Here is a 26,829-nt window from a genome sequence, read left to right as displayed (position 1 = left end):
GTGCGCCGGCTCGGAGCACTGGTGCTTGCGATCGCAGCTGCCGTCGTCATGGTGGCCCTAGCGCCGCACGACAGCGTCACCGCCGCCGACGTCTCCAGCGTCATGTTCGATGACACCCTCAACCAGGGCAGGACGGAGGGCGCGCCACAGCAGTCCGTCGTCAACGGCTGGACAGCCCGAGACCTGCTCGAGCTGACCGCGACCCAAGGTGTCGAGGCCCGCGACCACCGCCCGGCTGCCTTGCTGACCCTTCTCGTCCTGGGCCTGTGCCTTGGCCTCGCGACGTCGGCACCCATGCATCGGTCTTACCAGACAGCGCCGTGACGCCATGAGCCAGCTCGCGAGGCGCCACGTCAGCGTCCTCTTCCTATGCCGACACGGGCACGAGCACCGGCTCTGCCTTCCTTCGGCTCACCCCGGCCTGCCTCCTCAGGTGCAGTGCACCGCGCCGACCGGGACAGCGGACGGAGGCAACGGATGCCCACTGCCACCCGATCTCGACGACCGAATCCGTCAGGCGCTGCGCGACTCCATGCAGGAGTGGCTTCGTCTCCACCACGTCGTCATCCGCGACATCTGACACCCCAACCGCACACAAGGAGAGCGCATGAACCACCACCTCAGGACTGCAGCCGCACTCGCCGTCGTCGCATTGATCTCGGCCGGATGCGCCGAGAAGAACCAAGTTGCCGAGCCCGGAGCTGCGTCGCCGACGGTCAGCGAGAGCCGCAACTGGCCCCCGCCGGATGAGGCGACGCCCACCGACGACCCGGTCGTCGAGACCCCAACGCCGACCCCCACTCTCGGCCAGGCGCAGTTCGGCGAGACCGGATCCTTCACTCAGGACGACACCAACTCGTTCACGGTGAACGTGGCCGCACCGGGCAAGGCCAAGTGTCAGTACTCGTCCCTGGGCTGCGAGAAGCCCAAGACGGGAGATCGGGTCGTGACCACCAAGGTCGTCATCAAGAACACCTCTTCGGCGCCCATCGAGGTCAGCTCGAGCCAGTTCGTGGTGGAGTTCGCCGACGGCACCCGGCTGGAGCCGAATGACGGTGCGGCGAGTGACTACACCCCCGACAACGCCATGGAGTACTCGCAGACGATGCGCCCCGGCTCGACCTACTCGTCGACGCTCACCTTCGAAGCACCCAAGGGTCCGTTCGCCATCATCATGCTCACCGACAGCTTCGGCGGCGACGACCTCTTCATGTGGAAGTAACAGATACCACGTCTGAGTCCTGAAGGACGCGGCGTTCATACCGCGCTCAGTCGGAAGGTGAGCCACGATAACCAGTCGCCTTGGGACGTTGGCTGCCCGGCCTCTTCACCTGCCCACGCGTTCACCCACGCGTGTCCCGGCGGTTGCGCTTCTCGGCCTCGATCTCGTCCATCGTCCTGATCTTGGTGGCGATTCCTCGATTACGGCCGTCCACCTTCCGGGCGCGCGGGGGGATCGACAAAGACATGAGCCTGAACAGCGGAGCCGCGTGTTCGTCACACAGGTCAGCGCTGTAGGACCTGCCTTCGACCGTGAGGTGATAGCTGCGCGCACTCTTGGAACGGTCCTGGTCCACATCGCAGACTGTCAGGCTGATCTTCGCCACCTTGTTTCCTCCGTGAGTTCGACGAGATCGTATGCGAGCGGTGAACCGCCTCCTTGACCGGCCGTCTAAAGTCGGCGCGCGTCACTAACATTCCCCATTCGACCTGACAGGAATTGCATCCATGGCGGCCACGAAGATTCAGGACGAGGCTGAAGTTGTTCGGTGGATACAGGAAGGCAAGACCTATCAGTGGATGACAGACGAGTATCGACGCAAGTACAACATCGACACGGTTCCGTCGCTCTGGAGCAACTTTCGGCGGCGCAAGGGCCTCACTCGACGAATCGCCCGTAACGACGACCTGATCCCGTGGGCCGTGCGACCGGAGCACCGATGGGCCTACCCCCTCGCGATGCTCCGCGTAGAGGCCCGCATTCGTGCGGGCCTCACCCTCCGCTCGGTCGACGAGCAGCGGCTTGCCATGTGGCATATCAACCTGGCGGAGGCTGACGCCGTCGTCCACTACGACCCAGACACGGTGGACGGTTGGCACTACGTGCCCCGTCGCGATGGCATCGATGTAGATCTCATCCGTGTGCCAGAGAGGAAGACCAGCACCCGACTCAACGGCGACGGTCGAAACTAGGCAGCGAAGCCAGGGGATCTGGCGAGTTGGAAGGCGCCGTGCCTCCGCAATCTGGAGTCCGGTCGAACGCGGGCTCTCGCCCTCGTTCTGCTGGACACAGGGCGAGCCTGCGCAGGTGCCGCTAGGAGCGGGCTGCAGCTCGAGCCTTCGACTGCTCCCCGCGCTCCTGCCACGCCATCGCCCACGGCGCCGTGAACCCGTGCAGGTAGACGGACACCACGACGGTGAACGCGATCACCGACCACAGCCACCGGGCCTCGGGGAAGTCCGCGTGCGTCACGGCATACCCGATGTAGAAGATCGAGCCGACGCCGCGCACGCCGAAGAAGGCGGCCACGAGTCGCTCGCGGGCGTCGAAGCCGGCGAGCCCGCGGGAGCGTCGGTGGCCGACGAATGAGGCGAGCCCGGCGAGGGGACGGATGACGAGGAGCAGGGCCAGTGCGAGGACGACGCCCTGCCAGTCGAGGTGCGCGAGGAGTCCGTTGGTGAGGGCCATACCGAGCAGGAGGAGGACGATGAGCGTGAGCAGGCGCTCGAGCCGCTCGATGACCTCGTGCATGTCGTGGTGGTAGGAGCTCTTGCGCTCGAAGCTGCGGATGGCCATGGCGCACGTGAAGACGGCGAGGAACCCGTAGCCGCCGCACACCTCGGCCACCCCGTAGCCCGCGAGCAGCGCAGCGATCGCCACGAGCGGCTCCCCGGTTGCGGCGAAGCGGATCTCCTCCGCGCGGGACGTGAAGGCCAGCCGCGCGACGCCCCAGCCGAGGGCCACGCCGACGGCGACCCCGATGACGGTCTTGCCGAGCAGCTCCCACGCGACCCACCCGGCGCCCCACTCGGACACGGCGCCGACGCCCGCCAGCATGATCGCGGCGTGGACGAAGGGGAAGGCGAGCCCGTCGTTGAGCCCCGCCTCGCTCGTGAGGGCGAACCGGACCTCGTCCTCCTCGTCGACCTCGTTCGCCTCGGCATCCGGCTCGGCCGTGTTCTCGTTGGGCCCGCCGACCTGCACGTCCGAGGCGAGCACGGGGTCGGTGGGCGCCAGCGCGGCGCCCAGGAGCAGGGCCGCGGGCGCGGCCACCCCGAAGGCCCCCCAGGCCAGCGCCGCGACGGCACCGATGCAGAGCGGCATCGCGATCCCGAGCAGCCTCCACGCCGGCGACCACGACCGCCAGGAGCCCCGGTCACGGAAGCTCAGCGGGCGATCGATGGCCAGCCCGACGCCCATGAGGGAGACGAGCACCGTGAACTCGGCGATGTGCGTGACCGCATCACCGTGCGCGACCGGGTCGAGGTCGAGGTCGCGGAAGCCGGGGAGCAGGCCCAGTAGCAGGCCCAGCGACACGAGGACCATCGGCGCGTTGACCCGCCACCGGTCGAGCAGCGGGGGCAGGGTGACAGCGAGGAAGAGGGCCAGTCCCAGGGCGAGGTAGATCCAGGCCGGTTTCACTCCCTGACGTCCCAGAGGTGGTGGGCGAGGTCGTGCAGGGCGTAGCGGCCGAGCGACAGCACGGTGAACTCCGAGCCGTTGGACCGCACGCCCCGCCGGTCCCACTGCGGACCGGACAGGCCGGCATACACCTCGCTCAGGCGGGCGGCAGCGACCGGGATCTCGGTCGCGACCACGGAGGGCGACTGCTCGGCATACCGGCTCTCGACCGCGGTGACGTCCTGGTCCCAGTTGGCGAAGCGCGCGCCGTCCTCGTCGAGCATGAGCCGGACGCGCGCTGCGAAGAGGTCGCACACGTCGCGGACGTGGCAGGCGTACTCGAGCGGGGACCAGGTCGTCGGGTCCGGTCGCGTCGCCGCGTCCGGTCGGGCGAGCACCTGGCTCCACGGCTGCGTGTATGCCGTGACGAGACCCGCGACCTCGTCCGCGCCGACGCTCGGGGCGTCGAAGCCGCAGTCCGGGCACGCTCGCTCGAGCGTCCAGGTCCAGTCCTTGTCGTCAGGGACGATCTCGCTCATGACCACAGGGTAGGCGGGCTGCGCACCGGGCGTGGGGGCCTTCGACGTTGGGGTACGGTCCCTGTCGTGACCGACACCCTTCCCGTGATCGCAGCGATCCTCGGACTCCTGCTGGTCATCGGCATCTCTGTCGCGGTGGCGACCGGGTGGGGCCGCTCGCGCGGACGGCACGCCTCGCCGAAGCGCCCGGCGCGCTCGTCGTTCCGCCAGGGCCAGGAGGACGCTCCGGAGCCGCCCAAGAAGCGGGTCGCCGTCATCCTCAACCCGACGAAGTTCGTCGACGTCCCGGCTGCCCACGCCCTCGTGCGGGAGTCGGTCCTCGCCCACCCGGAGTGGGACGAGCCGATCATCAGCGAGACGACGCTCGAGGACCCCGGCTTCGGGCAGGCCCGGGCCGCGCTGGCCGACGGGGTCGACCTCGTCTGCGCCATCGGTGGCGACGGCACCGCCCGCGCCGTCGCGCACGTCCTCACCGGTACCTCGACCCCGATGGGCCTCATCGCAGCGGGCACCGGCAACCTCATGGGTCGCAACCTCGGACTCCCGCTCGACGTCCCCACGGGCATCGAGGTCGCGCTCACCGGCCGCAACCGGCACATCGACGTCGGCTGGCTGACGATGGACCCCGACCCCGAGCAGGCCTCGACCGCCGAGCTCGACCCCGACCGCGACGGCCCCACCGAGCCCGACGTCGGCGCGGACGACACCCACGGCTCCGACCCGGCGCCGAACCAGCACGCCTTCCTCGTCATGGCCGGCCTCGGCCTCGACGCGAGCATCATGCACTCGACGACCGAGGAGGCCAAGGCCCGGATGGGCTGGGGCGCCTACGTCGCCACGGGTGCCAGGAACCTCCTCGGCGCCCGGTTCGCCACCCGCCTGCGGATCGACGGCGGGGACCCGATCGCGCACACCGCCCGCACCATCGTCGTCGGCAACTGTGGGCGCCTCACCGGCGGCATCACCCTCATGCCCGACGCCGAGGTCGACGACGGCATCCTCGACGTCGTCGCGATCACCCCCAAGGGGATCGTCGGCTGGGCCGGTGTGGCCGTCCACGTGCTCGCCAAGCGCGGGCAGAACCACCCCAAGCTCGACCGCTACCGCTGCCAGTCGATCCTCGTCTCCCTCGACGCACCGCAGTTGGTGGAGATCGACGGCGACGTCATCGGCGAGGCCCGCCGGGTGCGCTTCGAGGTCCGGCCGAAGTCGCTCATCGTGCGCACGAGTGGTGTGGTGGCGGCCGACCAGCTCGGCCGCTACGTCTGACCGACGGGCGACGACGTCAGGCGCGCGGGTTCTCAAGCGCTCAGGCGCTCAGGCGCTCTCCGGGTCGAACCGCTCGAGCAGGCCGGCCATGTCCTCCTCGGCCTGCCGGGTGCTCGGGGTATAGCCCAGGACCACGGGCAGGAAGCGCTCGGACGCGAGGGCGCGCAGGGTGAGGTCGCTGCGAGCGAGCGCTGTCGCCGTGCGCGGGGTGCGTCGGAGCAGGGCGATCTCGCCGAACCCCTCCCCGGACCCGAGCGTGGTGACGAGCTGCCCGTCACCCACGACGTCGACCTCCCCGGACCCGACGACGAAGTAGTCGTCGCCCTCGTCACCCTGCCGGAACACGGCGGCGCCACTCTCCACGGTCACGGTCCGGAGACCTCGCGCCAGCCGTTCGACCGCCGGGAGCGGCAGCGGCGCGAGCATCGGCACGCCCTGGAGCAGAGCGACGTCGTCGTCGAGCATGTGGACCGACCGGTCGAGCCCACGCAGCGACCGCCACGACGCGATGGCCAGCACCGGACAGAGCAGACCCGTCACGACGAGCGCGGTGCGCACGTCGAACCACCCGATGAGCAGTGACGCCGACATGGCCCCGAGCCCGATGAAGACGGTCACGACGCTCTCGAGCACCCCGAACACCCGGCCCAGCACCTCGTCGGCAGCCATCCGGCCGATGAGGGTGAAGCCGGCGACGTCGATGAGCGCGTTGCCCACCCCGATGAACGCGACGAGCACCAGCGCCGCGGCCTCCTGCGGGAAGGCCCCCACCAGCGCCAGCGGCAGGCCCCAGAGGGCGACCCCGAGGGCGAACCAGGCGCCGAGCCGACCCGTCCCCACGAGGAAGGACGCGGCCAGCGACCCGAGGACGGCCCCCACCCCGACGGCGGTCATGAGCGCACCCACCCCCGGCTCCCCCGTGCCGAGCAGCTCGATCGCCACGACGACGGACAGGACGGTGAGCGCGCCACGGGTCAGCGCCTGCGCCGCCGCCAGGCCGAGCACCAACGAGAGTCCACGGTGACGGGCCACGGCACGAACCCCGTCGAGGGCCTCGGCGACGAGGTTCGGGCGGGTCGCGGCGGGTCGCGGTGGTGCGTCGTAGCGCAGCCCGACCATGAGCGCCGCCGACCAGAACGACGCCAGTGCGGCCACCGCGAAGACCAGGTCGACCCCGGCGAATCCGAGCAGTACCGTCGCCACGAGCGGTCCGACCAGCGTCGCCACCGAGTCGAGCAGGCCACGGACGACGTTGGCGCTCGCGAGCTCGTGTCCGGTGCGGCAGAGCGAGGGCAGCAGCGCCGAGTGCGCCGGCCGGTAGAGCGTGGCGGCGATCGTCGACAGGACGGCAGCGGCGTAGACGAGCACCACCGACGCGTCCAGCGTGACGACGACCGCGGCGGCGGCCGTGGCCAGCCCACGCAACGTCGACACGACGACGAGCACGCGTTCGCGACGACCGCGGTCCACCAGCGGCGACAGCATCGGGGCGAGCACCGCCGAGGGGACCATGCGCAGCAGGCCCACGAGCCCGACTGCCGCCGCCCCGCCGTCGCGGTAGGCGACGATGCCGAGGGCCACCGTGAAGGCCCACTCGGCCGTCCAGGCACCGAGGAAGCTCAGCTGTGCGCGGCGCAGGTTCTGGTTCCGGGCGTTGCTCGTGAAGGCGGCCGCGGCATGGCGGAGCCGGCTGCTGCCGTCAGGCGTCATGCGCCCGACCCTAGGTTCGGCGGTGACCCGACGACCAGACCCACAGGGAGTGGTCAGTGGCGAGCTCTGGCGCCGGCCGACCGGGCACGCGTCAGTGCCGGGCGCCGCCCTCGATCGGCGACTGCGGCCCCGGGTCCGGGTTCTTGTCGCGCCACTTGCGCTCGAACGGCAGCCGCCACGTGTGCGGTGCGACGAGCTGGTGGATCTGGTTCGGGCCGTACGTGCCGATGGCATAGGGCCGCACGACCGGAGGGTTGTCGAGCAGCGGCTGGCTGACCTCCCAGAGCCGCTCAATGCCCTCGGCCGACGTGAAGAGGGTGTGGTCGCCGCGCACGGCGTCGTAGATGAGCCGCTCGTAGGCCTCGAGCACGGCACCCGCCCAGTGCGTCTCCTGCATGGCGAACTGCATCGAGAGCTTGTCGAGCTTCATGCCCGGCCCCGGACGCTTGCCATAGAAGGACAGCGACATCCGGGCCTTGTCGGCGAGGTCGAAGGTGAGGTGGTCCGGGCCGTGGTCGCCGACGCCGGAGCCGGGCGGGAACATCGACTGCGGGGGCTCGCGGAAGGCGATCGAGATGATCCGCGCGCCCTCGGCCATCCGCTTGCCGGTGCGCAGGTAGAACGGGACACCGGCCCAGCGCCAGTTGTCGATGTAGCAGGTGAGCGCGATGAAGGTCTCGGTGTCCGAGTCGTGCGCGACGCCGGGCTCGTCGAGGTAGCCGATGTACTGGCCGCGCACCACGTCGTTCGGCCTGATCGGCAGCATCGACCGGAAGACCTTGTTCTTCTCGCGGCTGATGGCGTCGGGCTCGAGCGAGGTCGGCGGCTCCATCGCCGTGAACGCGAGGATCTGGAAGAGGTGGGTGACGACCATGTCGCGGTAGGCGCCGGTGGCCTCGTAGAAGTCGCCTCGGGTGGCCAGCCCCAGCGTCTCCGGCACGTCGATCTGCACGTGGGCGATGGAGTTGCGGTGCCAGATCGGCTCGAAGAGCCCGTTCGCGAAGCGGAACGCGAGGATGTTCTGGGCCGGCTCCTTGCCCAGGAAGTGGTCGATCCGGAAGACCTGCTCCTCCGCGAACACCTCGTGCACCTGCCGGTTGAGCTCGACGGCGGAGGCGTAGTCGGTGCCGAACGGCTTCTCCATGACGACCCGGCTGCGGTCGACCAGACCGGCCTCGGCGATGGTCCGGATCGCCGACAGCGCGGCCTTGGGTGGCACCGAGAGGTAGTGCAGCCGCAGCTCGGTCTCGCCGGGCAGCTGCGACTCGGCGGCCCGCACCGCCTCCCCGAGCGCCTGAGGACCCGCGGACAGCGGCACGTAGTCGAGACGCACCGCGAACTGTTGCCACTCGGCCTCGTCGAGCTCTCGCGTCGAGAACTCCTTGATCGCCTCGTGGGCGAGGTCGCGGAAGGCGTCGACGGTGATCTCGTCGAGCGAGGTCCCGACGACGCGCAGGTCGTCGAGGAGCTTGGACTGGAACAGGTGGAGCAGACCGGGGATGAGCTTGCGCTTGGCCAGGTCCCCCGTCGCACCGAAGAGGATGACGGTCGTCGGTGCAGTCGTCGGCTCGCTCATGGGTCCACTCTGGCACCGAGACGCTCGCGGATCGCGGCATACACCGACTGGTCGTGGACGAGCGCGAGGTGGCTGACCCCCGGGAGCACGACGACGTCCTCCGCCGGGAAGCGGCGCCGCTCGGGTGAGTGCCGTCCCGAGCCGCGCGCGCTCGACGCGGTGACGATGCCGTCGCCGAAGAGCTGGGCCACCCGGCCGTCGATCCGCTTGCCGAGCAGGCCGACCACTGCGAGATGCCGTATGCCGGGGTGCAGCGGGACGTCGACGCGTCGCCTCCGGTGGTCGCCGGGTTCGAACCCGTCCCACTCCTCGTCGAGGATGTTGCCGTGGCGCAGGTCCTGGATGCCGACGCTGCGGACCCGGAGGAGCCGGGCGACCGGCCGCGCGTGGCGCAGGGTGTCGGCAGCACGGGCGACGTGGTTGACGCCTCGCTCGAGGGGCGCGCCCAGGTGGGGTGAGCCGAGCGTGACCGTGTCGCTCACGAGCGGGATCCAGTCGGCCTCGACGTCGGCCTGCGCGAGCGCGCTGTGGATGACGAGACCGCCCATGGAGTGGCCGATCAGGGCGATCCGTCGCACCGGCACTGGCCAGTGCGCGGAGAGGGCGGTGAGGACCCGGTCGAGGTCGTGGCCGTTGGCCGAGATGCGCAGCCCGGTGTTGTAGCGGACCGTCACCGGGGTGAAGCCGAGGTCGTCGCGCAGGCGTGGGCCGTAGCCGCCGGCCACCCACGCCGTCTCCGTCAGCAGCATGCCGTGGACGAGGACGACGATGTCGCCGGTCGCGTCGGGGTAGGCGTCGGCCAGCCCGGCGCCGGTGAGCGGCACCGACCGGCCGCGGCGCCGCACGCCCATCGTGTGCGACAGCGGCGAGCCCGACCCGTGCAGCCGGTCACCGACGAAGGCGTTGACGAATGCCCTGGCACCGTTGGGCGCCGGGTGGTGGACGAGGTCGTCGGCGACACCTGCGACCCGGCGCACGCCGCGGGTGAGCGCCTGCTCGACCCGGGTCGGCTCGTGCTCGTCCCCGCCGGGCTCCTCAGCGCCGGGCTCCTCGTCGCCGGGCTCCTCAGCGCCGGGTTCCGGAGTGTCACTCATGTCCAAAGACTCGCACGCGTCGGGCTTCAGCGTTCGAGCAGTCCGCGCAGGTCCTCGGCCGTGAGGGCGCTCGACAGGAGGTTGCCGTCGTCGACGACCCGGGCGAAGAGGTCGCGCTTCTTGCCCTGGAGGGCGACGACCTTCTCCTCGATGGTGTCGCTCGAGACGAGCCGGTAGACGTTGACCGACTTCGTCTGGCCGATGCGGTGGGCCCGGTCGATCGCCTGGTTCTCGGCGGCCGGGTTCCACCAGGGGTCGAGCACGAAGACGTAGTCGGCCTCGGTGAGGGTGAGGCCGAACCCGCCGGCCTTGAGCGAGATGAGGAAGACCGGCGCGTCACCCTCACGGAAGTCGCGCACGACCTCGGCCCGGTCGCGAGTCGACCCGTCGAGGTAGGCGTGGGCGATGCCCTCCTCCTCGAGCCGGGCGCGCACGAGGGCGAGGAAGCCGGTGAACTGGCTGAAGACGAGCGCCCGGTGCCCCTCGGCGGCGAGCTCGGCGACCTGCTCGATGAGCGCCTCGACCTTGGCGCTGGGAGCGGCCCCGCCGTAGGCCTCGGCATCGACGAGCGTCGGATCGAGGGCCATCTGGCGCAGCACGGTGAGGGCGCGAAGGATGGCGATGCGGTTGCCGTCGAGGTCGTCGATGAGGCCGAGCAGCCGCTGGCGCTCGCGAGCCAGGTGCCGGTCGTAGATCGCCCGGTGCTTGGGGTGCAGCGCGACGTGGAGGACCTGCTCCTGCTTGGGCGGCAGATCGGCGGCGACGGCCTCCTTGGTGCGGCGCAGCAGGAGCGGACGGATCCGCCGGCGCAGGGTGGTGAGCACCTCGGGCGACGTCCCCGCCTCGATCGGCTTGGCCCACTGGTCGCGGAACACCTGCGGGCGCGGGTGCAGCCCCGGCGCGACGATCGAGAGCAGCGACCAGAGGTCCATGAGCGAGTTCTCGAGCGGCGTCCCGGTCAGGGCGAAGGTGACGCGCGCCGGGAGCCGGCGCATCGCGGCATACGTCTTCGCCTGGTGGTTCTTGACGAACTGCGCCTCGTCGAGCACGGCCGCCGACCACCTCACGGACCGGAACGCCTCGGCGTCGATCCGCCCCACGGCATACGTCGTCACGACGAGGTCGGCGCCCGCGATCGCCTCGGCCATGGGCACCCTGGCCTTGGCGCGGGTGCGGTCGAGGACGGCGATGGTGAGGTCGGGGGCGAACTTCGCGACCTCGTCGACCCACGTGCCGAGCACCGACGTGGGCGCGACGATGAGCATCGGGTCGGCGAGCTCGCCCCGCTCCTTGGCCCGCAGCGCAGTGGCGATGACCTGCACGGTCTTGCCGAGCCCCATGTCGTCGGCGAGGACCCCACCCAGCCCGAGGTCCCAGAGGAGCGAGAGCCACCGGAAGCCCTCCTCCTGGTAGGGGCGCAGCGTCGCCTTGAGCGTGGTCGGGACCTCGGCCGGCGGCGGCGTGTGCTCGGTGTCGATGCCGAGCAGCGCGTCGACCGACTGCCGCCAGCGGGTCGACTGCTCCTCGACGACGCCGATCTCGACGAGCTCGTCCCACAACCCGGCATGCAGGACGGAGAGGCGCAACGGGTCGGAGGCCTTGTCCTGCAGCGCCCGTGCCTCCTCGACGAGCGAGCGCAGGCGGTGCAGCTCGGGGTGGTCGAGGCTGAACCACGCACCGTCGGGCAGGAGCATCCGCTCCTCGTCGCGGGCGAGCGCGGTGACGAGATCGGCCAGCGGCACCTCGTGGCTGCCGACGGTCACGGTGATCCTCAGGTCGAACCAGTCGTTGCCCTCGCTCGACTGCGTCGTTCCGACCGCGATCCGCGGAGCCTCCGTCACCTCGGCGTATGCCGCCCGCTCCCCGATGACGTCGACCTCCACCTCGTCGTGGGCCTCGAGACGGGGCAGCAGCTCGGCGAGGGCGACGGTGTCGAAGTCGCTCAGCGTGACCTCGTCGCGCAACCGCCAGCCGAGGCGGGTGAGGTCCCAGAGGGCGGGGAGGTCCTGGCGGGCGGGTGCGAGATCGAGCAGCTCGGCCTCGCGGGCGGGGTCACGGAACGCCTCGGGGTCGCGGAAGGTCACGTGCTCGCGCGTGATCGGCACGCGGACCGGCGCCTCGATGGGTCCGTAGTGGAACGACCACGCGAGCCTGGCGCGGTGGTGGGCACCGAAGCGGACCGACAGGTGGAGCCGCGCCGGGGCCACCTCGGGCAGGGCCAGCCCGTCGTGGGTGCGCACCGTGGCGCGACGACGAAGGACGGGGAGCTTCTCGATGGCGAAGGTCGACCAGTCCTCACGCGGGATGCTGAACGGCCCGCGCTCGACGACGCGCGCCGCCGCGAGGTCGACGTCGGCTCCGAACCCGCCGAGCCGCAGGTCGCGCCCCTCCTGCCGGAACCAGCCGGTGGGCGGGTCGCCGACGACCACCACCTCTCCCTCTCCGTCGGGGAGGTCGAGGCTGGGGACCGCACGCACCCCACCGTCGTCCTCCGGCGACAGGTCGAGCACGAAGTGCCCCTCGTCGTCGACGAGGTGGACCTCGCCGCCGGCGGTGGCGTGCGGGACGAGGACGACCCCGGCGTCACGCGCCCGGACGAGCAGGTCGACCCACCCGCGTCCCAGCTGGCTGAGCGGGATGGAGGCCGGCATCCGCCCGTAGGACGCCATCCGCGTGCCGCGGCGGTGGGCGTCGGCGATCGCCGTGAGCGCGTCGAGCGGCGGACCGTCGAGCCGGAACGCGTAGGAGGAGTAGTAGCCGCCGGCCACGGCCTCCCACGAGATACCGGTCTTGATCCAGCGACCGGGCACGGCACCCGGCACCACCGGTCGCAGCTGGATCCGCACGGTGTCGGAGTCCGGCTGCCACGGGTTGGGCCGACCTCGCGGGGTCTCGACGTCGAGGAGCAGACCGACCGTCCCGGACTCGGGCTCGGGCTCGACGACGTCGAGGAGCTCGTCGAGGGCGTCGCGCCAGGACGTGCCGCGCGAGGGTTCGCCCGAGCCGACGTCGGAGCGCCACGGCCGCTGGGTGCGCAGGGCGATGACGAGGGCCGCCGCGTGCTTGCATGCCACGCCCACGGGGCAGGTGCAGTCGCTGTCGAGGAACGGCCCGTGGGTGTCGTGCGCGAGCGAGACCTCGGTGCGGTAGATCGCCGGTCCGCTGCCGATGACCCTCGCGGCCGCCCGGGTCCCCCCGTCGGCGACGACGATGCTCGTCACGCGCCCGGCGCGGGCGTAGTCACCGGCCCGGACCAGGGTCCCCGCGTCGAAGGCGCCGGAGAGCTCGCGGTCCGAGACCTCGGCCAGGGTGTCTGCCTCTCGCTCCACAGCCGGGCCCACCTCCTTCGTCCGCGCAGCCGACGTCCACCGTATGCCGTCCTGCCGACACCCCGGAACCGTCATCCACAGGCTGCCCGTGCGTCCGCCACTGTGGTGCCCCCACCGTCACCCCGGTGGACATTGCGTATGCCGCCCGCTCACCTGCCCTTGCGTCCGCAGGCGTCACTCGTCGCCGGGGATGCGCCCGTCGGGGTAGGTCGTGCGCAGCTCGTCCTTGGTGGGCACCCGTGCCTCGCGGGCCTCGGGCGGGAGCAGGTCGCTGATCGCGGCCATGATCCGCTTCGTGTCGGCGGCCGGCGAGCGGTAGTTCAGCTCCACCGGAGGACCCACCCGGATCCGCACGGTCGGAGGGTTCGACAGGTTGAGCAGGTTCGGCAGCTTCGACGAACGCGGCCACACCTTCTCGGTCCCCCACATGCCGACCGGCACCACCGGCGCCCGGCTGGCCGCCGCGAGCCGGGCAGCCCCGGTCTTGCCCTTGAGCACCGGGTCGAAGAACTTCTCGCCGCGCGGGATCGTCCCCTCGGGCAGCAGCCCGACCATCTCGCCGCCCTCGAGCGCGAGCGCTGCCATGTCGTAGGAGAGGGCGCCGCCCTCGGCCCGGTCGACCCGGATCCCTCCGGCCGCCGAGATGAACGAGCCGAGGACCGGGACGTCGAAGAGCTCCTTCTTGCCGAGCACCCTGGCCGTGCGACCCGACCGGCGCACGACGTTGGCCATGGCGACGACGTCGAAGTAGCTGCGGTGGTTGCCGACGAGGATGACCGGGCCGTGGCGCGGGATGTTCTCGATGCCCTCGATGTCGAACCTCGCGCACGGGAAGAACGTCGAGCGCAGCCCCTCGAGGATGAACCGCTGGAGCTCGATGCCGACGACGGGGATCTTGAACACTCCCGGCGACACGTCGAAGTGCACGATCGGCCACCGGCGAGCCACGGCATACATCGCCAGTCGCGGGTCCGGATTGACCGCGGCGGGCGAGCCAACCGCCTCGAGAAGCGGCACGTCGAAGATCGAGTCCGAGTAGGCGAAGCTGTCGGCGAGGTCGATGTCGTGCTGGGCCGCGAAGTGCTTCACGGCCGTGAGCTTGCCCGTCGACCAGACGAACGGGCCGCGGATCGAGCCGTCGAAGCGGCCGTCCTCCTTGGTGCCGTAGCGGGTCGCGAGGACGTGGTCGAAGCCGAGCAGGTCGGCGAGCGGCTTGATGAGGTGCTCCGGCGTCGTCGTCGCCATGACCACCGGGCGCCCCTCGGCCTTGTGCTGCTCGATGAGCGCGAGCGCGAACGGGTGGACGAGCTCGGCGATGACCTCGGCGGCGTTGGTGGCCGCGGCGTCGAAGCTGCGCGAGTCCTTGCCCCTCGCGACCAGCGTCGCCTGACGGGCGAGGAAGATCGACGCGAGGTTCTCCCCGACGAGGTCGAACGCCTTGAAGAGCAGGCCCTGGCCGGGGAGGGATCGCGGCACCACGCCGAGGTCGACCATCGCCTGCGTCAGGTGCGGACCCGTGCCCCCTTGGAGCAGGGTCCGGTCGAGGTCGAAGAACGCGGCGCCGGACATGGCCACAGCCTATGGCCGCCGCTGCAGGTGCATCCGCTGGCAGGTGCGTCCGCTGGCAGGTGCATAGGCTGGCCGGCATGACGACGGCGTACGTGCTCGGCGGGGGCGGTGTCCTCGGCACGACCCAGCTCGGGATGCTGCGCGCGCTCGCCGAGCGGGGGGTGCGCCCGGACCTCGTCGTCGGCACGAGCATCGGCGCGCTCAACGGGGCCTTCGTCGCCGCCGACCCCTCCGTCGACGGCATCCGCGCGCTCGCCGACGCGTGGCGGGCCGTGGGTGCGAGTGGCATCTTCCTCGAGAACCCGATGCGCTCGGCGGCCCGGATCGCCCGCTTCCGCACCCACCTGCTCTCCAGCGCCCCGCTGCGCTCGATCGTCGACGACCACCTGCCGGTCGACACCTTCGAGGAGCTCGAGGTGCCGTTCCAGTGCGTCGCCGCGTGCATCGAGACGGCCGGCTCGAGGTGGTTCTCGTCCGGCGAGCTCGTCGACCCGGTCGTCGCGTCGTGCTCGGTGCCGGGGCTCTTCCCCGCGGTCGAGATCGACGGCCAGCACTACCTCGACGGCGGGCTCGTCCACTCCATCCCGGTGGGCCGGGCGGTCAGCCTCGGCGCCGACCGGATCTTCGTGCTCCAGGTCGGCCGGGTCGAGCAGCCGCTCACCCCGCCGCGGCGCCCCTGGGAAGTGGGGGTGGTCGCGTTCGAGATCTCCCGGCGGCACCGCTACGTCCACGAGATGGAGTCGATCCCCGAGGGCGTCGAGGTCCACGTCCTCCCGAGCGGCGCGCCCGACTCGCCCTCGGTCGCCCTGTCCTACGGACGGGCCGCGCGCCTCACCGAACGCGCCGAGCAGGCGTATGCCGCGTCGACGGCATACCTCTCCTCCCTCTGACCCCATACGCTCACCCCCATGGGTCTCGCGGGCATCCCCAAGCCGCCGCTGGTCGCCCGACGGGTGCTCCCCTTCGTGTGGCCGGTCGGAGCGGCGGCACTGACCGGGCTGGCGACGCCGGTGGTGGTCGTCGGGGCGTTCGCGTCGTTCGTCGACAAGCGGGCCCGGCTCTTCCGGGTGAGCTGCCTCGGCGTCGGGATCATGTGGATCGACGTGCGGATGCTCATGGAGTGCTGGCGGCTCTCGCTCAAGGACCCCAAGGGCACAGGCCCGACGTGGGAGGACGACCACGAGGCGGTGTTCCTCGCGGGGCTCAACCGGGCCATGATCCTCGCGAAGAGGTGGGTGGGCTTCGAGGTCGAGCTCGACGGGCGCATGCACTTCGGCAACGAGGGTGCGCCGCTCGTCGCCTTCGCACGGCACGCAGGTCCCGGCGACTCGGTCGCCCTCGCGTGGCTGCTCGGCCACACGGCGGGCCGGATGCCCAAGATCGTTCTTGCAGAGGCACTGCGGTGGGACCCGATGGTCGACACTCTGCTCACCCAGATGCGGTCCTACTTCGTGCCGTCGCGCACGGGCGCCGGTGACGACCGGGTCGAGGGGGTGCGCGAGCTGGCCCGCGGGCTCAAGCACGACGATGTGCTGCTGCTCTTCCCGGAGGGCCAGAACTTCTCCCCCGACCGGAGGCGCCGGCTCATCGACCGGCTCCGCGACGCCGGACAGGAGTTGCGGGCCCGGCGTGCCCTCTCGCTCTGGAACACCCTGCCGCCCAAGACCAAGGGCGTCGTCGCGGTGCTCGACGAGCGGCCCGACGCCGACGTCATGATCGTCGGCCACGCGGGCTTCGGACGGCTCAGCTCACCCAAGGAGCTGTGGGAGGCGATCCCGTTCACCGACCGCCCGTTCCTGGTGCGCACCCACACCTATGCCGCGGGCGACGTGCCCGACGACGCCCCGGCCATCGAGGCCTGGCTCGACGAGCGCTGGACCGAGATCGACGCGTGGGTCACGGCATACGAGCAGTGACCACGCCGGACGCGGGACCGCTGGGAGGTCGCAGGCTCAGGTTCCGCGCAGGGAGCGCAGCCAGTCGCGCGCACCGGCGAAGTCGGCGTCCTCGGTGAGCGGGGCCACCTCGACGGCCGCGCCGTCCTCACGCGGGTAGGACCCGAGGAAGCGCACCTCGGCGCACACGCGCTTGAGTCCCATGAGCGCCTCGCCGACGCGCTCGTCGAGGACATGCCCCTCGAAGTCGATGGAGAAGCAGTAGGACCCGAGGAAGTCCTTGGTCGGGCGGGACTCGAGCCGGGTCATGTTGATGCCGCGCACCGCGAACTGCTCGAGCAGCTCGAGCAACCCGCCGGCGCGGTCGTCGCGCTGGAAGAGCATGACCGTCGTCTTGTCGGCGCCGGTGCGCTCGGGCAACGAGCCGGGCCGCGACACGAGGACGAACCGGGTCACGGCGCCCGCGCGGTCACCGATGTCGGAGGCGAGCACCTCGAGCCCGTGGTTGGAGGCGGCGACGGGTGCGCAGACCGCCGCGTCGTAGCCCTGCCCGACACCACCCGCGAGTCCCGCCGCGGCAGCCGCCGTCGACAGCGTGGGGACGTATGCCGCGCCCGGGAGGTTCGCATCCATCCAGCCGCGGACCTGGGCCCAGGCGTGCGAGTGGGTGCCGACGGCACGGATGTGCGCACGCGGCATACCGGCGCGGGCCGCCAGCACGAACGTGATCGGGACGTTCACCTCGCCGATGACGACGAGCGGGTCGCCACTGGCCAGGGCGTCGAGCGTCGCGGAGACGCCGCCCTCGACGGAGTTCTCGATCGGGACCATCGCCGCGTCGATCTCGCTGCGGCGCAACGCATCCAGCGCGGAGTCCACCGACCCGAACGGAAGGTGCTCACCGTCGTGCGACTCGGACCAGGCCAGCAGGGCCATCTGGGTGAACGTCCCCTCGGGTCCCAGGTAGCCGTAGCGCGTGGGCGCGCTCATCGCTGCTGTCCCGTCCGTGCGGCGCTCAGGGCCTGCTGCTCCTCGGGGGTGAGGGTGGCGTCGGACCCGCCGCCGGTGATGCCCTTGGCGTAGGTCCGGGACTCGCCGCGTGCGTGGATCGAGGAGAGGACGACGCCGTCGCCGCGGTCGTCGACGATGGCCGCGCTGAAGCTCAGCCGCCCGCCCATGTCACCGAACGCGTCGTAGCGGACGACCGCCACGTGCCGCAGGGCCTGCCCGATGTCGGCCCGCAGGGCGGCGAGGTCACCGGCGCCGACGGGCCGCTGCCGCTCGAGCTGCTGCACCCGGGCACGCAGTCGCAGCACCCCGACGACCAGCGCCACGAGCGCGGCCAGCGGGAGCAGCACGAGGACGAGGAGGAGGACCACCTCGACGACGCCGGACGCGAACATGCCCGCCAGCGTATGCCGTCCGCCCACCTCCGGTGCGTGCCCCACCGAGTCGTGGACTCGCCTCCGGCGGTTGCCGCCCCGGCTCCTAGGCTTGGCCCCACCATGGGTATCGACATCGTCACCATCGCCATCGTCTTCGGCACGATCTTCGTCGTCGAGCTCCCCGACAAGACCTTCATCGCGACGCTCGTGATGTCGACGCGGTTCCGGCCGCTGCTCGTGTGGGTCGGAGTGGTCGCCGCCTTCTTCGTGCAGACGCTCGTCGCGGTCGCCATCGGCGGAGTGCTGTCCCAGCTGCCCAAACGCCCGATCGAGATCGTCGCCGCGCTGCTCTTCCTCGTCGGCGGCATCATCCTCCTGCGCGGGGCGTCCAAGGCCGACGCCGAGGAGGCCGAGACCGAGGAGGAGTTCGGCGCGAAGTCCGCCGCCAGGCAGCTCGCCGGGTGGAAGGTCGTGACCTTCGCCTTCACCGTGCTCTTCCTCGCCGAGTGGGGCGACCTGTCGCAGATCCTCACGGCGTCGATGGTGCTGCGCTTCGACGACCCGCTGTCGGTCTTCATCGGCGCGTTCCTCGCGCTGGCCGCGGTGTCCGGGCTCGCCGCGCTCCTGGGCCGCACGCTGCTCCAGCGGATCCGGCTGTCGACGATCCGCCGCGTCGGCGGTGTCGTCTGCCTCGTCCTCGCGACGGTCAGCGTCCTGCAGATCCTCGGGGTCTTCTGACGCCGGAGTCACCCCTCAGGCTTGCGTCCGCCGAGATGCCGCCCTGACCCCCGAAGTGGCGGACGCAAGGGGGCCGGGGTCGCGGTTGACCCACCACAGCAGGGCGAGCGCCACCAGCCCACCGGCCACGTCGGCGTTCTGGAGGATGCGCCCCGGCAGCTCGGGCCAATCGGGGTGGTTGAGCCAGGTGATCCCCCACCACGGCATCCGCATGAGGAACCACGCGCCGACGACGACACCGGCGACGAGCCGCCTCGAACGCCACCAAGGCGCCCCGGCGACGGAGCCTTCCCAGGGCCGCGCACCCAGCAGCGCGAACACCACGACGACGATCCAGTGGAAGTGGTGGATCCACGCCACCGGCGAGAGCAGGCAGGCGAGCAGCCCGACGACGGCCACCTCGCCGATCGAGTCGTCGCGCAGCCACATCTGCCGCGCCAGCCGGTAGCCGAACACCCCGACCACGGCGACGAGCACGAGCCAGATCGCCGTCCCGACGAAGCCCTCGGGACCCACCCGGAGCAGGAACCCGCGCATCGACTGGTTCGACGTGCCGAAGTTGGGCCCGAGCCGGGCAGGGTCCTGCAGCGCCCCTCCCCAGAACGCGAACGACGCCTCGGGCAGGAGCACCCACGACCCGAGCGTCACGCCCACGGCCGTCCCGACGGCGGTCGCCGCCTCGCGCCAGCGGCGGTTGACGAGGTAGTGGATGACGAAGACCCCGGGCGTGAGCTTGATCGACATCGCCAGCCCGACGAGCACACCCGCAGGAACGTGCCGCAGCAGGCCGGGACGCGGCCGGCGCAGGTCCATGAGGCAGGCGAGCACCATGAAGGCGTTGACCTGCCCGAAGCGGATGCCGTCCGAGACCGGGTGGAGCCAGAGCATCGGCGCGACGAGCGCCGCGAGCGCGAGGGGCACCCAGGGACCGGCGCGATGGATGAGCCGCCACCCGGCATACCAGACGATCGCGGTCGTGGCCGCGACCTGGGCGGCGGTCCAGAGCCAGCCGGCCACGCCGAACGGCACCCACGCGAGAGGTATGGCCAGCAGAGCCGCGAACGGCGGATAGGTGAAGGGGAGCAGCTGCGGCGCCTCGGTCATCGCGGCATAGATCGGGCGGCCGGTGAGGATCGAGACGCCGGCCTCGCGGTAGACCTCGACGTCGACCTGCCACTGGTCCATCGGCCAGAACACGAGGTAGCGCAGGACCACCGGCACGGACGCGAGGGCGATGAGCGCCACGGCGAGCGGCCACTGCCAGCGGGCGGGGAGCGATCGCCTGGGGCGTGGCTGCGTCGGGGTCACCGGACCATTCTGTCTTCACGCCCCGCGCACTTGCTCACCACATGACGCCCGACCGGCCGCACGTAGGATCGCTCGCGTGACTCGTCGAGCCTTGGCCGTACTCCTCGCCGCCGTGGCGGCTGTCCTCGGTCTGGGTGGCGCAGCGCTGGTCTCCACGCCCGCCACGCCCGCCACGGCTGAGTCGGCCGCCTCCGCGCCGGCCACGCCCGAGCCCTTCGGCGCCACCGTGCTCATCGGCACCGGGGGCATCACCTGGACCGACGTCAGCGAGAAGGACACCCCCAACCTCTGGATGCTGCTGCGCGACGGGTCGAGCGCCGCGATGTCGATCCGCTCGGTCGAGACCAACACCTGCCCGGTCGACGGGTGGCTCGGCCTGTCCGCCGCCAACCGCGCCGCCGCCCCGCGTGACGGCACGGGGAGCGCCCAGTCGCGCCCGTGCGGCCCCCTCGAGGAGCCCAGCGGCGGGGTCGTGCCCGGCTGGGCCGAGTTCCAGGAGTCCGCCGCGTCCCGCAAGTTCGACAGCAAGCTCGGCCTCCTCGGCGAGGCGGCCTCGAAGTCGGACATCTGCATCAAGCCCGTCGGCCCGGGTGCAGCGATCGCCGCCGCCATGCCCGAGGGCACCACCGACCGCTACTCGACCTACTCCCCCTCCACCCTGCTCGTCGACATGAACACCTGCCCACTGACGATCGTCGACGTCGGCAGCGTGCGCGACCCCGCCGACATCGCCGAGGGCGAGGAGCCGGTCGCGCAGTCACGCCGCGAGCAGATCGCGGGCGTCGACCAGCGCATCGGCGAGGTCATCGACGCGGCTCCGGGTGGCGCCGACTTCATCGTGGCGAGCCTGTCCGACGCGGGCGTGACCGAGCGCCTCCGCCTCGTCGTCGCCCGCGGACCACACTTCGGCCCCGGCCGGCTCAACGCCCCCTCGACCCGCCAGCCCGGCCTGGTCCAGGCACAGGACATCCCGGCGACGGTCATGTCGCTCACGAGCGTTGCCGTCCCCGACGGCCTCGGTGGCACGACGATGACGAGCGAGCAGGCGCCGGACAACTCCGAGCGCCGCGCGGCCGACCGGCTCCAGAGCCTCGTCGACTACGACCTCGCCAGCCACGAGGTGCACAGCCTCGTGCCGCCGTTCTTCAACACCTTCGCCTACGGCCAGCTCGTCATCTACCTGCTCGTCCTCCTCGTCTGGAAGGGCAAGATCGGTGGCCCGGACACCCGCCGCCGCGTCCTCGGCATCGTGCGCGTCGTCGCCGTCGCCGCGGCCTCCGTGCCCGCCTCGACCTTCCTCGCGAACCTCCTCCCGTGGTGGCGCTTCCCGGTCCCGATGCTCTCGATCGTCGGTGCCGTCGGCCTGTTCGTCGCCCTCATCGCGTATGCCGCCCTGCGCGGTCCGTGGGGCCGCGCGGCTCTCGGGCCGCTCGCCTTCGTGGCGGCCGTGACCGTGGCCGTCCTCGCCGGCGATGTCATCACCGGGTCACGGCTCCAGCAGTCCTCGCTCATGGGCCTGCAGCCGGTCGTCGCCGGCCGCTTCTACGGCATGGGCAACGTGACCTTCGCGCTCTTCGCGACCTCCGCCATCCTGCTGGCGACGGCGGTCTCGAGCTATCTCGTGAGCCACGGGCGGCAGCGGATCGCCGCCATCGTCGTGCTCGCCATCGGTGTCGCCACGGTCATCGTCGACGGCGCGCCGTTCTGGGGCGCCGACGGCGGCGGGCCGCCGGCCTTCATCCCCGGCATCGCCTACCTCGTCCTCTCGATCCTCGGCCTGCGCATGACGTGGCAGCGGGTCGCGCTCATCGGGCTCGGGTCGGTCGCGCTCTTCTTCGCCGTCGCGTTCCTCGACTGGCTGCGCACGGCCGACAGCCGCAGCCACCTCGGCCGCTTCATCCAGGCCATCATCGACGGCAACGCCCTCGACATCGTCGTGCGCAAGGCCGAGCAGAACTGGAGCATCCTGCTCGGCAACGCGCCCCTCACCCTGCTCGTCCCGGCGGCGCTGCTGTTCGTCATCTACGTCCTCGCGCGCCCCACCTCGTGGGGCTCGCGAGGCCTGGGCAAGTCGTTCGACAAGGCTCCGACGCTGCGCGCCGGCCTCATCGCCCTCGTCATCACGCTGACGATCGGCTTCCTCATCAACGACTCGGGCACGGCCATCCCCGCCGTGGGCGCGACGGTCGCCGTGCCGCTCATCGTCAGCGTCGTCGTGAGGAACCTCGAGGAGGACCTGCGAGCGGTCGCCGGAACCCGCCGCGCCAGGCGCTCCTGAGCAGCCAGAGCCACGCCCCGAGCAGCACCAGCGGGGCGACGGTCGTCCGGACGGTCATCGTGACGTCCTCGACCGTCGGGGTCATGCCCAGGACGCGTCCCGGGGTGTAGGCCATCGCCATGACCCACAGCCGCAGCAGCAGGATGCGGTCGGCCACGCCGGCGACGACGGCCGGCAGCGTCGCCCAGACGACGACGTCGTACCAGGGCAGGGAGTAGGGCGCGGCCAGGGCATAGGCGCCGGTGAGCACGGCGACCCCGGTCAGTGCCCGCGCCCCCACGCTCTCGTCTGCGGCCCGCACGACCCGCAACAGGCACAGCGCGAAGGCGATCGCGGTGACGGCGGCGAGCGCGGAGACGGTGCTGCGCGCCGCGACGTCGCGACCAAGGGTCTCGAACACCCACCGCCAAGGGGTGGCCAGCGACACCGCGCGCGCCGACCGGCCCAGCTGGTCGTAGACGTGGGGGCCAGCCCACAGGTGCAGGGCTGCGGTGACGACGACAGCCGTGGCCAGCAGGACGCCGGAGCGGGCGACCCGGCGTGCGGCGAACGCGACGACGATCGCGAGGAGGAGGACGGCATACGTGAACTTCGACGAGACGGCGAGGGCCGCGAGGGTGCCGGCGAGCGCGGCACCGCCGAGGCCGGCATACCGGTGGGCGGCCCAGACCGCGGCGACGGCGAGCGCGGTCGCGAGCAGGTCGACGTGCGCGCCGAGGACGCCGACCGAGAAGACGAGGGGGTTCGCGGTCCAGACGGCGTCGATCCGCCCCTCGCGGCCGGGGAGGATCCGGCGCAGGCACCAGCGCACGGCGAGCCACGACGCGATGACGACGAGCTGCCACAGCCACACGGTCTGGCGCAGGTTGTCGCCGCCGCCGAGCGACGCGAGCCCGTGGACGATCGTCGTGAACGGCCCGTAGACACTGGGCTCCTCGGTCCACGGTGCCTCCACCGCCGAGACGACGGGGTCGGTGCCACCGCGCCAGTCCACGGGCGACTCGAGCCACGGGTTGTCGCCGAGCGCGAGGATCCGGCCGTAGGCGGCGTAGCTCACGTGGTCGCCCGAGCCGAACGGCGCAGTGAGCGCCGCGCCCACCGCGAGGACCGCCACGAGGGGGCGGGGCAGCTCGGCGTCGCGGCGCAGGACCGCGAGGAGCACGCCCACGGCCCCCAGCACGTATGCCGTCCACATCGCTGCCGTGACGAGCGCCGGTCCCAGCGTGATCGGCAGGAGGGTGCCCGGCGCCCAGCCGCGCTGGCCGAGGTCGGGGGCCGCGGCGTGCGGGAGGGCGAGCCCGACGAGCAGCAGCAGGACGAAGGAGGCGGCGAGCAGCACGGCCCGGACTCGCCCTCCGAGGCGGCCGTGGATGAGCTCGCCGGCGCCGCCGAGCGCGAGGCGGCTCGGCGCCCGGCCCTGCTCGGCGTCAGATGCGGTGTGCGACACCGGGTGCACGTTCGGAGAGGGCCCGGCGGACACGCCGTCGGGTGAGGGCCCGCCAGACGTCGCGGTACTGCTTGGCGCGGTGCACCTGGCCGCGCCAGTCCCTGCCGGAGACCCTGTGGTGGAGCTCGCACGGGACCTCCTCGACCCGCAGGCCCGCCCCGAGCACGTCGACGGTGAGGCCGACCTCGACACCCCATCCCGGCGCCAGCGGGCTGGCCGCCTCGAACGCCTCGGCGGTGAGGCACCGCATCCCGGAGAGGGGCTGCACCGCGATCCAGCCGGTGAGGTCCTCGATGCCCTCGCGCGCGAGGCGGACGACGAAGCCGTGTCCGCCGCCGGCGACCTTCTGCGGGGGCAGCGTCGCGATCGTCATGTCGGCGCGGCCCTCGCGGACCGGGGGGACGAGGACGTGGAGATTGGACGCGGAGCCCTCGAGGTCGCCGTCGACGAAGAGGAGGTGGCGGGGAGCGTGGGCGCCGGTGGCGAGTGGACTCGTGGCATCGCGGGCCTCGCTGGCCTCGAGCTCGCGGAGGTGGCGGACCCCGGTCTCGAGTGCGGCGGCCTTGCCGGCGTTGCGGGCGTGGACGATGACGTCGGCGCCGGCCGCGTGAGCCGCGGCAGCGGTGTCGTCGGTGCTGCCGTCGTCGACGACGACCACCCGGTCGACCCCCTCGAGACCGAGGACGGCCTCGACCGTCGCAGCGATCCGGTCCGCCTCGTCCTTGCACGGGATGATCGCGGCGACGGTGCGTCCACCGGGCGGGGACGGGTCGGGGGCGGCGCCGGTGCCCGGGCTCATCAGCGCAGCGTGACCTGGCGGCTCAGCAGGCCCGAACGTGCCCGCCGCTCGTCCGCGGTGAGGGCTTCCTTGGAGGCCAGCGCCGCGGCATACCGGGTCCCGAACACGCCGAGGGCGTCCTCGTGGTCGGCCGGGTCGCTGTCGGCGGGGACCTCGAAGACGGGCACGAGCAGGCCGCAGGCGCGGAAGGCGCCGAGCAGGCGGGTGCCGTCACCTAGGCCGGACTCGGCCGCGGCGTGCAGGCGGGCGAGGGCGTCGGTGGCCGTGTCCTCGTCGTCGGGCAGGACGAGGCGGATGTAGGTGCGCTCACCGATCCGGACCCAGTAGGCCGAGGTGAGCGCCGACATACGCTGCGTCGGCACGACCGACTCGTTGGCGCGGTCGAGCGAGGCCCGACCCTCCTCGTCGAGGTCCTGACCCTCGACCCAGAAGTCGAAGCCCTCGTGGACGACGAACTCGAACGGTGCGCTCGTGTCGAGGAGGTCCTGGAGGCGGGGCGTCTCGGCCGTCGCGGCGGGGACGTGCTGGACGGCGCTGCCGGGCTCGGCGGCGGCACCGGCGAGGAGCTGGGCGGCGAGGTCGCGGCTCGGGTCACCCGTGGTCGACCCCGACTGGGTGCCGACGAGGACGGTGCCGTCGGCGCGGTGCAGCGCCGGCCACGCCATCGGGAGGACGGTGGCGATGGTGGCGGCGTCGATGCCCTCGGGCGCCTGGCCCTCGGCGAACCGCACGTTGACGGTGGCCGCCGGGAGGATCTCGCGGATCGCCACCCACTCGGTCTCCTGCGGAAGGCCCTCGAAGGGCCGGTTCACGTAGGGGACGGCCGCAGTGCGCTGCCGCTTGGCGGGTGCGCCCTGGTCGTCGGTGGTCCTGCGTCGTCGAGAAGCCTTGCCCATGGGCGTCAGCGTAGTGGTGCGGTGGCAGTGCCTCGTCAGGTGGCGCGTCGGCGGCTCGGTCCGCCCATGGCGGCCCACACCGTCTGGCCGCCCTTGTCCTCACCGACGCCCCACTCGTGGGCGAGGGAGCGGATGATGCGCAGGCCGCGGCCGCTCGACAGCCATACCGCGGGCGCGGCCGGGACGGGGACGGTGTCGCCGCCACCGTCGGTGACCTCGACCTCGACGACCTCGCCGCGGACCTTCCAGCGGACGCGGAGGCAGCCGTCGGCCAGCGGACGGGCGTGGCGGATCGCGTTGGTCATGAGCTCGGAGACGACGATCTCGGACTCGTCGATGGTCTGCTCGTCGAGGTCGCGGGCACGCAGGTCGGCGACGACGGCCTTGCGGACGCGCGTCACCGTCGAGGGGCCCCAGGGCGCGCGGATGGTGCGAACCTGGCCGTGGCCGATCGCGCCGCCGAACTCGTCGAGCTCGGGCTCGTTGGAGGAAGTCACGCGGGGGACTCTAGTCGAGCATGCTCCGGACGTCCCCGGGTCGATCGGTGATGACGACGTCGACACCGAGGTCGGCGCACCGCTGGACGTCGTCGGGCTCGTTGACGGTCCACACGTAGACCTCGTGCCCGCGCCGCTGGTGCGCCCGGACGACGGAGGGGGTCCGGCGCAGGATCCGGACGTCCAGCCCGATGGTGTTGACCCCCGGAGGCAACGACCCGTCCCACGAGAACCGGGGAGCCGAGGCCTCGACGAGATAGACGAGCGGCACCTGCGGAGCCAGGCCTCGCATCCGCATGAGCGCGAGGATCGAGAACGACATGACCCGCACGTGCGGCAGCTGCGGCAGGTCGCCGATGGTCAGCCCGAACTCCCGCAGCACCGTGACGAGCTGCCGCTCGACGAGTCCGCCGTAGCGGGTCGGGTGCTTGGTCTCGATGAGGGTGAGCAGCTCCTGGCGCTGCGAGACGAGCGAGTCGAGCAGCCGCCGCAGGGTGAGCAGGCGCCCGCGCTCGGTGTCGACGTCGGCGTCCTCGCGCGACGTGCCGTCGTCGAGACGCTTCCAGCTCGCCCAGTCGAGCTCCTCGAGCCGGGCGAGCTCGAGCGTGGAGATGACGCCGTTCCCGCTGCTCGTCCGGTCGGCCCTCCGGTCGTGGACGCAGACGAGGTGGTGGTCCGCGGTGAGCCGCACGTCGCACTCGATGCCCTCGACGCCGTGGGCGAAGACCTTCGTGTACGCCTCGAGCGTGTGCTCCGGCTCCTCGGCGCTGGCTCCCCGGTGCGCGACGACGAGGGGTCGCGTCCGGTCCCCCGGCCCAGCCGGGGCGCCCGCCCAGCGCGCCTCCATCCCGCCATCGTCCCAGTGCGGAGCGCCCGGT

General features: G+C 72.0%; 24 protein-coding genes. 8 read left to right on the top strand and 16 right to left on the bottom strand.

What is annotated here, in order from left to right; all coding sequences use genetic code 11:
* A complete protein-coding gene (locus LL946_RS08720) occupies positions 1–324 on the top strand; it encodes a hypothetical protein (protein ID WP_404386638.1) in 324 nt (107 codons plus the stop codon).
* A gap of 283 nt (positions 325–607) precedes the next feature.
* Positions 608–1,222, top strand: coding sequence for a DUF4352 domain-containing protein (locus LL946_RS08715; protein WP_404386637.1), 615 nt, complete (start codon positions 608–610; stop codon positions 1,220–1,222).
* 121 nt (positions 1,223–1,343) lie between these two features.
* Here LL946_RS08715 and LL946_RS08710 read toward each other — a convergent pair whose 3' ends face one another.
* Entirely contained in the window at positions 1,344–1,607 is a 264-nt protein-coding gene (locus LL946_RS08710; RefSeq protein WP_404386636.1) for a hypothetical protein, read from the bottom strand.
* Positions 1,608–1,728: 121 nt separating this feature from the next.
* Here LL946_RS08710 and LL946_RS08705 point away from each other — a divergent pair, with 121 nt between their 5' ends.
* The gene (locus tag LL946_RS08705; protein ID WP_404386635.1) at positions 1,729–2,193 is read left to right on the top strand and encodes a hypothetical protein; all 465 of its coding nucleotides are present in this window, start codon (positions 1,729–1,731) and stop codon (positions 2,191–2,193) included.
* Positions 2,194–2,314: 121 nt separating this feature from the next.
* Here the strand turns inward: LL946_RS08705 and LL946_RS08700 are convergent, their stop codons facing one another.
* Together LL946_RS08700 and LL946_RS08695 are read right to left on the bottom strand one after the other, a co-directional pair.
* Positions 2,315–3,643 carry a cation:proton antiporter gene (locus LL946_RS08700; RefSeq protein ID WP_404386634.1) on the bottom strand — a complete coding sequence of 443 codons (1,329 nt, stop codon included), beginning with the start codon at positions 3,641–3,643 and terminating at the stop codon, positions 2,315–2,317.
* A complete protein-coding gene (locus LL946_RS08695; RefSeq protein WP_404386633.1) occupies positions 3,640–4,161 on the bottom strand; it encodes a DinB family protein in 522 nt (173 codons plus the stop codon). The genes LL946_RS08700 and LL946_RS08695 overlap by 4 nt, the downstream gene beginning before the upstream one ends.
* A gap of 66 nt (positions 4,162–4,227) precedes the next feature.
* Between LL946_RS08695 and LL946_RS08690 the strand changes: the two genes are divergently transcribed.
* Positions 4,228–5,430 (top strand): diacylglycerol/lipid kinase family protein, encoded by a 1,203-nt coding sequence (locus tag LL946_RS08690; RefSeq protein ID WP_404386632.1) that lies wholly within the window; start codon positions 4,228–4,230, stop codon positions 5,428–5,430.
* Between the two features lie 48 nt (positions 5,431–5,478).
* Here the strand turns inward: LL946_RS08690 and LL946_RS08685 are convergent, their stop codons facing one another.
* From LL946_RS08685 to LL946_RS08665, 5 genes are all read right to left on the bottom strand, one after another.
* Positions 5,479–7,140, bottom strand: coding sequence for an MFS transporter (locus LL946_RS08685; protein ID WP_404386631.1), 1,662 nt, complete (start codon positions 7,138–7,140; stop codon positions 5,479–5,481).
* A gap of 91 nt (positions 7,141–7,231) precedes the next feature.
* Positions 7,232–8,716: a glucose-6-phosphate dehydrogenase gene (gene zwf, locus LL946_RS08680; protein ID WP_404386630.1), complete on the bottom strand. Its 1,485-nt coding sequence runs from the start codon at positions 8,714–8,716 to the stop codon at positions 7,232–7,234.
* Positions 8,713–9,810, bottom strand: a complete 1,098-nt coding sequence (locus LL946_RS08675) for an esterase/lipase family protein (protein ID WP_404386629.1) — start codon at positions 9,808–9,810, stop codon at positions 8,713–8,715. The genes zwf and LL946_RS08675 overlap by 4 nt, the downstream gene beginning before the upstream one ends.
* A 26-nt stretch (positions 9,811–9,836) precedes the next feature.
* Positions 9,837–13,139: an SNF2-related protein gene (locus tag LL946_RS08670; RefSeq protein WP_404386628.1), complete on the bottom strand. Its 3,303-nt coding sequence runs from the start codon at positions 13,137–13,139 to the stop codon at positions 9,837–9,839.
* Positions 13,140–13,313: 174 nt separating this feature from the next.
* A complete protein-coding gene (locus tag LL946_RS08665) occupies positions 13,314–14,708 on the bottom strand; it encodes an HAD-IB family hydrolase (RefSeq protein WP_404386627.1) in 1,395 nt (464 codons plus the stop codon).
* Between the two features lie 77 nt (positions 14,709–14,785).
* Between LL946_RS08665 and LL946_RS08660 the strand changes: the two genes are divergently transcribed.
* Both LL946_RS08660 and LL946_RS08655 read left to right on the top strand, forming a co-directional pair.
* Positions 14,786–15,598 carry a patatin-like phospholipase family protein gene (locus tag LL946_RS08660; RefSeq protein ID WP_404386626.1) on the top strand — a complete coding sequence of 271 codons (813 nt, stop codon included), beginning with the start codon at positions 14,786–14,788 and terminating at the stop codon, positions 15,596–15,598.
* An 18-nt stretch (positions 15,599–15,616) separates the two neighbouring features.
* The gene (locus tag LL946_RS08655; RefSeq protein WP_404386625.1) at positions 15,617–16,624 is read left to right on the top strand and encodes a 1-acyl-sn-glycerol-3-phosphate acyltransferase; all 1,008 of its coding nucleotides are present in this window, start codon (positions 15,617–15,619) and stop codon (positions 16,622–16,624) included.
* Positions 16,625–16,660: 36 nt separating this feature from the next.
* On the opposite strand, the gene pheA is transcribed toward LL946_RS08655, so the two are convergent.
* Together pheA and LL946_RS08645 are read right to left on the bottom strand one after the other, a co-directional pair.
* Positions 16,661–17,593, bottom strand: coding sequence for a prephenate dehydratase (pheA, locus tag LL946_RS08650; protein ID WP_404386624.1), 933 nt, complete (start codon positions 17,591–17,593; stop codon positions 16,661–16,663).
* Complete coding sequence (locus tag LL946_RS08645; RefSeq protein ID WP_404386623.1) at positions 17,590–18,006, bottom strand: DUF4446 family protein; 417 nt, start codon at positions 18,004–18,006, stop codon at positions 17,590–17,592. The genes pheA and LL946_RS08645 overlap by 4 nt, the downstream gene beginning before the upstream one ends.
* 102 nt (positions 18,007–18,108) lie before the next feature.
* On the opposite strand from LL946_RS08645, the gene LL946_RS08640 reads away from it, so the two are divergent.
* A complete protein-coding gene (locus LL946_RS08640; protein WP_404386622.1) occupies positions 18,109–18,726 on the top strand; it encodes a TMEM165/GDT1 family protein in 618 nt (205 codons plus the stop codon).
* A gap of 15 nt (positions 18,727–18,741) precedes the next feature.
* Here the strand turns inward: LL946_RS08640 and LL946_RS08635 are convergent, their stop codons facing one another.
* The gene (locus LL946_RS08635; protein WP_404386621.1) at positions 18,742–20,034 is read right to left on the bottom strand and encodes a glycosyltransferase 87 family protein; all 1,293 of its coding nucleotides are present in this window, start codon (positions 20,032–20,034) and stop codon (positions 18,742–18,744) included.
* Between the two features lie 76 nt (positions 20,035–20,110).
* Between LL946_RS08635 and LL946_RS08630 the strand changes: the two genes are divergently transcribed.
* Positions 20,111–22,312, top strand: a complete 2,202-nt coding sequence (locus LL946_RS08630) for a hypothetical protein (RefSeq protein ID WP_404386620.1) — start codon at positions 20,111–20,113, stop codon at positions 22,310–22,312.
* Here the strand turns inward: LL946_RS08630 and LL946_RS08625 are convergent.
* The 5 genes from LL946_RS08625 to LL946_RS08605 are packed head-to-tail and all read right to left on the bottom strand — an operon-like array spanning position 22,239 to position 26,798.
* Positions 22,239–23,759, bottom strand: coding sequence for a hypothetical protein (locus tag LL946_RS08625; RefSeq protein WP_404386619.1), 1,521 nt, complete (start codon positions 23,757–23,759; stop codon positions 22,239–22,241). The two genes, LL946_RS08630 and LL946_RS08625, sit on opposite strands and share 74 nt — an antisense overlap.
* Positions 23,740–24,558 (bottom strand): glycosyltransferase, encoded by an 819-nt coding sequence (locus LL946_RS08620; RefSeq protein ID WP_404386618.1) that lies wholly within the window; start codon positions 24,556–24,558, stop codon positions 23,740–23,742. The genes LL946_RS08625 and LL946_RS08620 overlap by 20 nt, the downstream gene beginning before the upstream one ends.
* The gene (locus LL946_RS08615; protein ID WP_404386617.1) at positions 24,558–25,454 is read right to left on the bottom strand and encodes a DUF5926 family protein; all 897 of its coding nucleotides are present in this window, start codon (positions 25,452–25,454) and stop codon (positions 24,558–24,560) included. Before LL946_RS08615 ends, LL946_RS08620 begins: the two co-directional genes overlap by 1 nt.
* 35 nt (positions 25,455–25,489) lie before the next feature.
* A complete protein-coding gene (locus LL946_RS08610; RefSeq protein WP_404386616.1) occupies positions 25,490–25,951 on the bottom strand; it encodes an ATP-binding protein in 462 nt (153 codons plus the stop codon).
* Between the two features lie 10 nt (positions 25,952–25,961).
* Entirely contained in the window at positions 25,962–26,798 is an 837-nt protein-coding gene (locus tag LL946_RS08605) for a glycerophosphodiester phosphodiesterase (protein WP_404386615.1), read from the bottom strand.
* Between the last annotated feature and the right edge of the window lie 31 nt (positions 26,799–26,829).

It is taken from the genome of Knoellia locipacati, assembly GCF_044791685.1.
GTDB classification, from domain to species: Bacteria; Actinomycetota; Actinomycetes; order Actinomycetales; family Dermatophilaceae; genus Knoellia; species Knoellia locipacati_A.
The sequence above is the reverse complement of the archived record's forward strand: the minus strand, read 5'-3'. Positions and strand labels throughout refer to the sequence as shown.

Bases quoted from the DNA above. Each gene is read 5' to 3' on its own strand.
- LL946_RS08655 (WP_404386625.1), top strand. From the start codon at position 15,617: ATGGGTCTCGCGGGCATCCCCAAGCCGCCGCTGGTCGCCCGACGGGTG.
- LL946_RS08615 (WP_404386617.1), bottom strand. From the start codon at position 25,454: ATGGGCAAGGCTTCTCGACGACGCAGGACCACCGACGACCAGGGCGCA.
- zwf (WP_404386630.1), bottom strand. From the start codon at position 8,716: ATGAGCGAGCCGACGACTGCACCGACGACCGTCATCCTCTTCGGTGCG.
- pheA (WP_404386624.1), bottom strand. From the start codon at position 17,593: ATGAGCGCGCCCACGCGCTACGGCTACCTGGGACCCGAGGGGACGTTC.
- LL946_RS08715 (WP_404386637.1), top strand. From the start codon at position 608: ATGAACCACCACCTCAGGACTGCAGCCGCACTCGCCGTCGTCGCATTG.
- LL946_RS08705 (WP_404386635.1), top strand. From the start codon at position 1,729: ATGGCGGCCACGAAGATTCAGGACGAGGCTGAAGTTGTTCGGTGGATA.
- LL946_RS08665 (WP_404386627.1), bottom strand. From the start codon at position 14,708: ATGTCCGGCGCCGCGTTCTTCGACCTCGACCGGACCCTGCTCCAAGGG.
- LL946_RS08620 (WP_404386618.1), bottom strand. From the start codon at position 24,558: ATGAGCCCGGGCACCGGCGCCGCCCCCGACCCGTCCCCGCCCGGTGGA.
- LL946_RS08695 (WP_404386633.1), bottom strand. From the start codon at position 4,161: ATGAGCGAGATCGTCCCTGACGACAAGGACTGGACCTGGACGCTCGAG.
- LL946_RS08660 (WP_404386626.1), top strand. From the start codon at position 14,786: ATGACGACGGCGTACGTGCTCGGCGGGGGCGGTGTCCTCGGCACGACC.
- LL946_RS08645 (WP_404386623.1), bottom strand. From the start codon at position 18,006: ATGTTCGCGTCCGGCGTCGTCGAGGTGGTCCTCCTCCTCGTCCTCGTG.
- LL946_RS08685 (WP_404386631.1), bottom strand. From the start codon at position 7,140: ATGACGCCTGACGGCAGCAGCCGGCTCCGCCATGCCGCGGCCGCCTTC.
- LL946_RS08605 (WP_404386615.1), bottom strand. From the start codon at position 26,798: ATGGAGGCGCGCTGGGCGGGCGCCCCGGCTGGGCCGGGGGACCGGACG.
- LL946_RS08675 (WP_404386629.1), bottom strand. From the start codon at position 9,810: ATGAGTGACACTCCGGAACCCGGCGCTGAGGAGCCCGGCGACGAGGAG.
- LL946_RS08640 (WP_404386622.1), top strand. From the start codon at position 18,109: ATGGGTATCGACATCGTCACCATCGCCATCGTCTTCGGCACGATCTTC.